This is a genomic window from Cobetia sp. 29-18-1, from assembly GCF_029846405.1.
GTDB classification, from domain to species: Bacteria; Pseudomonadota; Gammaproteobacteria; order Pseudomonadales; family Halomonadaceae; genus Cobetia; species Cobetia amphilecti.
In genome coordinates this window covers 64,344-70,419 of sequence record NZ_JARWKS010000021.1, presented here as the reverse complement: position 1 = coordinate 70,419, position 6,076 = coordinate 64,344, and the positions used below count along the sequence as shown (strand labels likewise).

Genomic DNA, 6,076 nt, shown 5'->3' with positions numbered 1-6,076 from the left:
TACCCCGTCGGTGGCGATCAGGCACCAACGGCAGGATTTGTGCAGTGTTTCCCTAGATGCCGTAGATGCACTAACGTTAACTTTACCTGCAAGGTAGCTTACAACTCCATGTTTGCGCCCGTATCTAGCCACACAGGCTTTATTAAGTCGTTCAGCAAAGTTTAGTCTCTTCTGAGGGGTGATATCCATTACCAACCTGTTTGTTTGTGTTTTAAAAGCAGTGCTTTTAGATATTTGTATAGATGACTTTTAGATTTTTAAGAGGGGCGGTATAGCTGGTGTGGTTTTTATTTTATTCTTTATGTTATAAACATCTTAGTCTGTTTTGTATCATATTCTAATGGGGGAGTGTAGTTGTTTTCTAAAATATTCTTGCTTTTTCTTCTAGTTAAAGAAAGCCCGTTAGACCTCACAGGCTTTCTTTATCGGCTATCCTGAGCGGTCAGCCCAGATACTTCTCGAACCAGGCAAGAGTTCTGTCCCAGGCGAGCTTGGCGGCCTGTTCGTCATAGCGCGGGGTGGAGTCGTTGTGGAAGCCGTGGTGGGTGTCCGGGTAGATGTAGGCCTCATAGACCTTGTCGTGTTCCTTCAGCGCGGCTTCATAGGCGGGCCAGCCGGCATTGACGCGCTCATCGTGCTCCGCATAGTGCAGCAACAGTGGGGCCTTGATGGTGGCGACTTCCTCGGCGCGCGGCTGGCGGCCATAGAAGGGCACGGCACAGGCAAGCTCCGGATAGGCCACGGCGGCGGCATTGGAGACGCCCCCGCCATAGCAGAAGCCGGTGATGCCGATCTTGCCGGTGGTGCGGTCCTCGCTCATCAGGTAATCAATGGCGGCGAAGAAGTCGTTCATCAGCTTTTCAGGGTCTACCTGTGCCTGCAGCTCCTTGCCCCTGGGGTCATTGCCCGGATAGCCGCCCACCGAGCTCAGTCCATCCGGGGCCAGCGCGATATAGCCGGCCTTGGCCACGCGGCGCGCCACGTCCTCGATATAGGGGTTGAGGCCGCGATTCTCATGCACCACCACCACGCCCGGCAGCGGGCCGCTGGCCTTGGCGGGCTTCACCAGATAGGCGCGCACCTCGCCGTGACCCTCGGGGGACGGGTAGGTGATGTATTCGGCGACGATATCGGGGTCCGTGAACTCGACCTGGGAAGCCAGCGCGTAGTCGGGGCTCAAGCTTGCCAGAATCGAGGTGGCCGTCATGCCCGCAACGGCAAAGGCCGCCGCGCGATCCAGAAACTGGCGGCGAGTGATGTTGCCATGCACATATCCGTCGTACAGCTCCAGCAACTCGGGAGCAAAATCCTTTGCAGTGAGGCGGGCCATGTCAGACTCCTGGGCAAGAGAAGGGACGAGCGAATCTTGAACATAGCAACCCGCCATGACGCTACCAAGTTTTTGCCGGCCTGTTCACCGAGTCTGTCATTTTCCGGGTATGTCATTTGCCGAGCCTGATATTTGCTGACTCGGGTATTTGTCGAAACGTGCGTGAGCCGGACGTGAGCCGGATGTGAGCAGGGCAGGCGTGAGCAGGGCGGGTGTGGGAAGCACTGGTGTGGGAAGGTCTGGCGCCGCCGCCTGCCTGGGTTGAATGGGCGTGAGCCGAGTCGCGCATATCGCCAGTCGCGGCCGTGCGCATTGTGACTGCAGGCGTCAATCATTATCATCTGCGCATGATTCATGCTGATAGCCGAGCTGCCTGGCGGCTCCGGTGGGCCCTGATGCATGGAAGTTCACTTCCTCCTCCTAGTGGCAGACCTTGCTGGTGATTGAAAAAAGTCCGATGTCTCCCCCCGCGCACGCTCAGGCCTCAGCGCCTGAGTCGTCGCCTACGCTCGCCCAGCAATACCGGCGCTTCGCCTGGAAACGTGTGGTGATTCTCGCCGCGCTGGGCCTGGCACTGCTGTTGGCCATCCTTGGCGACATCATGACCGGCCCTGCCGATCTCGCGCTGTCTGATCTGCTGGGCGAACTCATCAATCCCGGTTCGCACGGGCCGATCAATGAAGCCATCGTCTGGCAGATTCGCCTGCCGACGGCGGTGATGGCGGCGCTGGTCGGTGCAGCTCTGGGGCTTGCGGGCGCCGAGATGCAGACCGTGCTCAACAACGCCCTGGCCAGTCCCTTCACGCTGGGCGTGGGCGCCGCGGCGACGCTTGGTGCCTCGCTGGTCATCATCCTGGATGTCGCCTTGCCGGGGCTGCCACCCAGCTACACCATCGCGCTGATGGCCTTCGTGTTCGCGGCGCTGTCGATTCTGGCCATCGATGCCGTGGCCTCGCTATATGGCGCCAGTCGCGAAGTCATCGTGCTGTTCGGCATCGCGCTGGTCTTCGTGCTCAACGCCGTCAATGCGCTGGTGCAGTTCGTGGCCAGTCCCGATGCGCTGCAACAGCTGGTGTTCTGGACCATGGGCAGCCTGTCGGAAGCCTCGTGGGAGCGAGTCGCGATCATCGCCAGCGTCTTGGTCGTCTGCCTGCCCTTCGCCATGCGGCGTGCCTGGGCGCTGACAGCGCTGCGTGCCGGGGAAGACCATGCGCGCAGCTTCGGCGTGCCGGTCACCCGTCTGCGCCGCACGGCGCTGTTGCGCGTCAGCCTGCTGGCGGCAGTGGCGGTGGCCTTTGTCGGCACCATCGGCTTCATCGGTCTGGTCGGGCCGCATATGGCGCGTCTGGCGCTGGGAGAAGACCATCGCTTCTATCTGCCCGGCAGTGCGCTGGCGGGGGCGCTGGTGCTGTCCCTGGCCGCGACGGCCAGTGAGTCGCTGGTGCCCGGACTGGTGCTGCCGGTGGGGATCGTGACCTCGTTGATCGGTATCCCCTGCTTTCTTGCCTTGCTGCTCGGACAGCGCAGGGGGCAGGGATGAGCCATCACGTCTTTGATTCGCAAGCGGCCCTGAAGATCTCGCAGCTGACCACCGGCTATCAGCGGCGCATGATCTTCGATCAACTCGATCTGCCACCGCTGCCGGCGGGCTCACTGGTCGGTGTGCTCGGGCCGAATGCGGTCGGCAAGTCGACCTTCCTCAAGGCGATTGCCGGCATGCGCCCGGCCAAGGGCGACATCCACCTCGGCGAGCTTGCGCTGTCGTCGCTGCACGGGGCGAACCGCATGCGTCATGTCGGCTACCTGCCGCAGACGCTGCCGCAGCCGACCAGTCTGGTCGCCTATGAAGCTGTGGCCAGCGCCTGTCGCGCGGCGCGTGCCGAACTGAGCCGCGAGGCCACGGATTCGCTGGTCGAGCAGGTCTTCGCGCGCCTGTCGCTGCATTCGCTGGCCTTCCGGCGCATGGACACGCTCTCCGGTGGCCAGCGTCAGATGGTCGGTCTCGCCCAGGCGCTGGTGCGTCAGCCACAACTGCTGCTGCTGGATGAGCCGACCAGTGCGCTGGACCTGCGCTGGCAGCTGGCCTTGATCGAAGGCGTACGCGGTGTGGTGCAGGAGCAGCAGGCCATCTGTCTGATCGCGCTGCATGACATCAATCTGGCGCTGCGTTTCTGTGATCAGATCATCCTGTTCGCGCCCTCCGGCCTGCTGGCCACCGGGGCACCGCGGGAGGTGATCACCGCTGAGCATCTGCGCGAGGCCTACGGCATCGAGGCGCGTATCGAGAGCTGTTCGCTGGGCCATCCGGTGGTACTCACCGACCGCGTCGCCGATTCAGCCCACGCCGATATCGGCCATATCTCGCGCGATGTCGGAGCCAGACGATGATGGCGGTGCGCAAGACTGAGCCCAGAAGCGAGCCCCGAAGACTGGCAGGCGCCTGCCTGCTGGCACTCGCCACTGTCTTCGCAGGCGCCTTCACGAGCGCGCCGGGCAACCTTGCCCATGCCGCCGAGCCGGCCGCCAAGGGGCAGACCCAGGCCAGCTTTCCGCGTCAGGTCACGGATCTCGCCGGGCGCGAGGTGACGCTTGAGGCCTCACCGCAGCGCATCTTCCTGGCCCAGCCGCGCCAGCTGTATGCGCTGCTGACGCTATTGGATGCGCCGCTTGAGCGTATCGTCGGCTGGGCCTACCCCCTGGCGGTGTTTGACCCGGCGATGACCGAGCGTCTCGAGACGCGCTGGCCGCAACTTGCCACGCTGCCAGCGCTGAGTCGCGCCTCGACCCCGAGCCTCGAGGGCGAGGCCCTGCTGGCGTTGACGCCGGACCTGGTGCTGTTCGATCTCTCCCAGCGCTCGCGTATCGAAGGCTCGCCGCTGGCGGCGCTGCTGGACGAGGTCGGCACTCCCTACCTGTATGTCGAGTTCAATCACCATCCGCTGCAGGATGCCCCGGTCAGCGTGCGCCTGCTGGGCGAGGTGCTCGGTGTCGAGGCGCGTGCCCGCGAGGTGGATGACACCATCGCGGCGCATCTGGCGCTGATTGACGAACGTCTGGCGACGATAGCCGAACGGCCGCGTGTGCTGATCAACATCGCACCGGGCGTGAAGGTGGATTGCTGTCGTACCAATCTGCACAACGGCGTGGCGGACCTGGTCACGCGGGCCGGTGGGCGCAATCTGGCCGCTGAACTGGCGCCGGTCAGCGGTGCCACCCTTAGCAAGGAGTGGGTGCTGGCACACCCGCCCGAGGCGATTCTCAATACCGGTGGCCAGTGGGCCAAGGGCGATGGCCTGCGTGCCGGCATCGGCATCTCGGGGGAGGATATCCAGCACGATCTTGCGCGCATGGTGCAGACACTGCCCGGCTGGCAGTCACTGGATGCCGTCAAGCAGGGCCGGGTGATGGCGCTGTGGCATGGCTTCCACCAGGGGCCCTATGCCATCGTCGCGCTGGAGGCCATCGCGCGCTGGCTGCACCCGGAGACCTTTGGCGACCTCGACCCCATGGCCACCTTTGCCTACCTGATGAATGACCCGACGCTGTCGCGCAGCAGCGGCCACTTCTGGGGCCAGCTGGCGCTTGAGGCGCCTGCCACGACCCGATGAGCTGATCGGGGCTGATGCCTGCTGGTGCTCGGGGACGGAAGTCGTATTTTCTACTTGAGGCTTTCCTGAAACGATGGGGCGACGTTGTCATCGTCTGATGAAGATATCGGGCCAGCGACGGGAGGCCGCATGTCAGAGCAGGATGACCGCAAGCCCACAGCGATGGTCAGCCCGGTGCGCAGTGCGCAGCTGGTGGCAATCGTCCTGGCGCTGATCGAGCTGTTCCAGGGAGATTGGCAGGGCGCCCTGCTGCTGGGCGGGATAGGTTGGGTGATCGGGCTTTTCAAGCATCCGCGCTGATAGGCGGCGCGAGTGGTACGTCTTTTCCGTGACAGGAAATCAGGGGGTAATGTGGCCAAGACACGCATGGTGACCCAGTTCGGCATGGGCACCTCCATTCGCAGCCAGAACTACACCGAGGCGGCGGCACGTGGCATTCGCGATGCCCTGTGGCACAACTCGCTCAACGTGGCGGACGCCTTCGGCTTCCCCAAGGAGACGATGCTGATCGAGGTCGAGATCGGCGTGCAGCAGCCCGACAAGGTCGACAGTGACGCCCTGCTGGGCATCTTTCCCTACGGTCAGCCCAGTGTGCGCGTGGTCAAGGGCGGGCTGGACGTCGCCAAGCCGGATGGCAGCGGGGTCAGCGTGATCGCCAATGTCGCCATCATCGTGTCATTCGACATGGCGGCCACCGGCGCGGCGGCCGCCGGCGCGGCGCCCACTTCTTCCACGGCCGGGCAGTCGGCAGGAGGTCAGGCATGAGCGAGCAACGCATCATTCTCGAGATGGGCACCGGCAATGACCTCTACGGCATGGACTACACCAAGGCCGCCTGCCGTGCGGTGCATGACGCCCTGCATCATTCCTCCATCGTGATGTTCCAGTCACTCGGCATCGATCACCACCAGATGCGCGTCGAGGTCACCATCGCGGTCCAGGAGCCGGACGCCGTGGATACGGATGTGGTGGCGCGCGAGCTTCCCCGCGGGCGCGCCGAGGTGACGGTGGTGCAGGGCGGTCTCAATGTGCATGACGAGGCCAGTGGCCAGACGCATGTCATCGCCTCGGCCGCCATCGCCGCCATGCTCGATATCGACCACGACGCCTGGCAGCTGTGTCAGTCGTAGGCAATGCG

Annotated in this window: 7 protein-coding genes; 6 read left to right on the top strand and 1 reads right to left on the bottom strand. The window is 63.6% G+C overall.

Features of this window, described 5'->3' with window-relative positions; all coding sequences use genetic code 11:
- Nucleotides 1-442: 442 nt before the first annotated feature.
- A complete protein-coding gene (gene yghX / locus QD208_RS14935) occupies nucleotides 443-1,330 on the bottom strand; it encodes a YghX family hydrolase (protein ID WP_279837323.1) in 888 nt (295 codons plus the stop codon).
- 457 nt (nucleotides 1,331-1,787) lie between these two features.
- Here yghX and QD208_RS14930 point away from each other — a divergent pair, with 457 nt between their 5' ends.
- The 6 genes from QD208_RS14930 to QD208_RS14905 all read left to right on the top strand — a co-directional run bounded on the left by QD208_RS14930 (nucleotide 1,788) and on the right by QD208_RS14905 (nucleotide 6,068).
- A complete protein-coding gene (locus QD208_RS14930; protein WP_084589434.1) occupies nucleotides 1,788-2,870 on the top strand; it encodes an iron ABC transporter permease in 1,083 nt (360 codons plus the stop codon).
- Complete coding sequence (locus QD208_RS14925; protein ID WP_279837322.1) at nucleotides 2,867-3,718, top strand: ABC transporter ATP-binding protein; 852 nt, start codon at nucleotides 2,867-2,869, stop codon at nucleotides 3,716-3,718. Before QD208_RS14930 ends, QD208_RS14925 begins: the two co-directional genes overlap by 4 nt.
- Nucleotides 3,715-4,938 (top strand): ABC transporter substrate-binding protein, encoded by a 1,224-nt coding sequence (locus QD208_RS14920; RefSeq protein ID WP_279837321.1) that lies wholly within the window; start codon nucleotides 3,715-3,717, stop codon nucleotides 4,936-4,938. Before QD208_RS14925 ends, QD208_RS14920 begins: the two co-directional genes overlap by 4 nt.
- A gap of 129 nt (nucleotides 4,939-5,067) precedes the next feature.
- Nucleotides 5,068-5,238 (top strand): hypothetical protein, encoded by a 171-nt coding sequence (locus tag QD208_RS14915; protein ID WP_279837320.1) that lies wholly within the window; start codon nucleotides 5,068-5,070, stop codon nucleotides 5,236-5,238.
- A 51-nt stretch (nucleotides 5,239-5,289) separates the two neighbouring features.
- Nucleotides 5,290-5,703, top strand: a complete 414-nt coding sequence (locus tag QD208_RS14910) for a Lin0512 family protein (protein WP_279837319.1) — start codon at nucleotides 5,290-5,292, stop codon at nucleotides 5,701-5,703.
- Nucleotides 5,700-6,068, top strand: a complete 369-nt coding sequence (locus QD208_RS14905; protein WP_279837318.1) for a Lin0512 family protein — start codon at nucleotides 5,700-5,702, stop codon at nucleotides 6,066-6,068. Before QD208_RS14910 ends, QD208_RS14905 begins: the two co-directional genes overlap by 4 nt.
- The last annotated feature ends 8 nt before the right edge of the window (nucleotides 6,069-6,076 follow it).

Excerpts from the sequence above, each read along its gene's own strand:
- yghX (WP_279837323.1), bottom strand. The coding sequence starts at position 1,330 with ATGGCCCGCCTCACTGCAAAGGATTTTGCTCCCGAGTTGCTGGAGCTG.
- QD208_RS14930 (WP_084589434.1), top strand. The coding sequence starts at position 1,788 with ATGTCTCCCCCCGCGCACGCTCAGGCCTCAGCGCCTGAGTCGTCGCCT.
- QD208_RS14925 (WP_279837322.1), top strand. The coding sequence starts at position 2,867 with ATGAGCCATCACGTCTTTGATTCGCAAGCGGCCCTGAAGATCTCGCAG.
- QD208_RS14920 (WP_279837321.1), top strand. The coding sequence starts at position 3,715 with ATGATGGCGGTGCGCAAGACTGAGCCCAGAAGCGAGCCCCGAAGACTG.
- QD208_RS14915 (WP_279837320.1), top strand. The coding sequence starts at position 5,068 with ATGTCAGAGCAGGATGACCGCAAGCCCACAGCGATGGTCAGCCCGGTG.
- QD208_RS14905 (WP_279837318.1), top strand. The coding sequence starts at position 5,700 with ATGAGCGAGCAACGCATCATTCTCGAGATGGGCACCGGCAATGACCTC.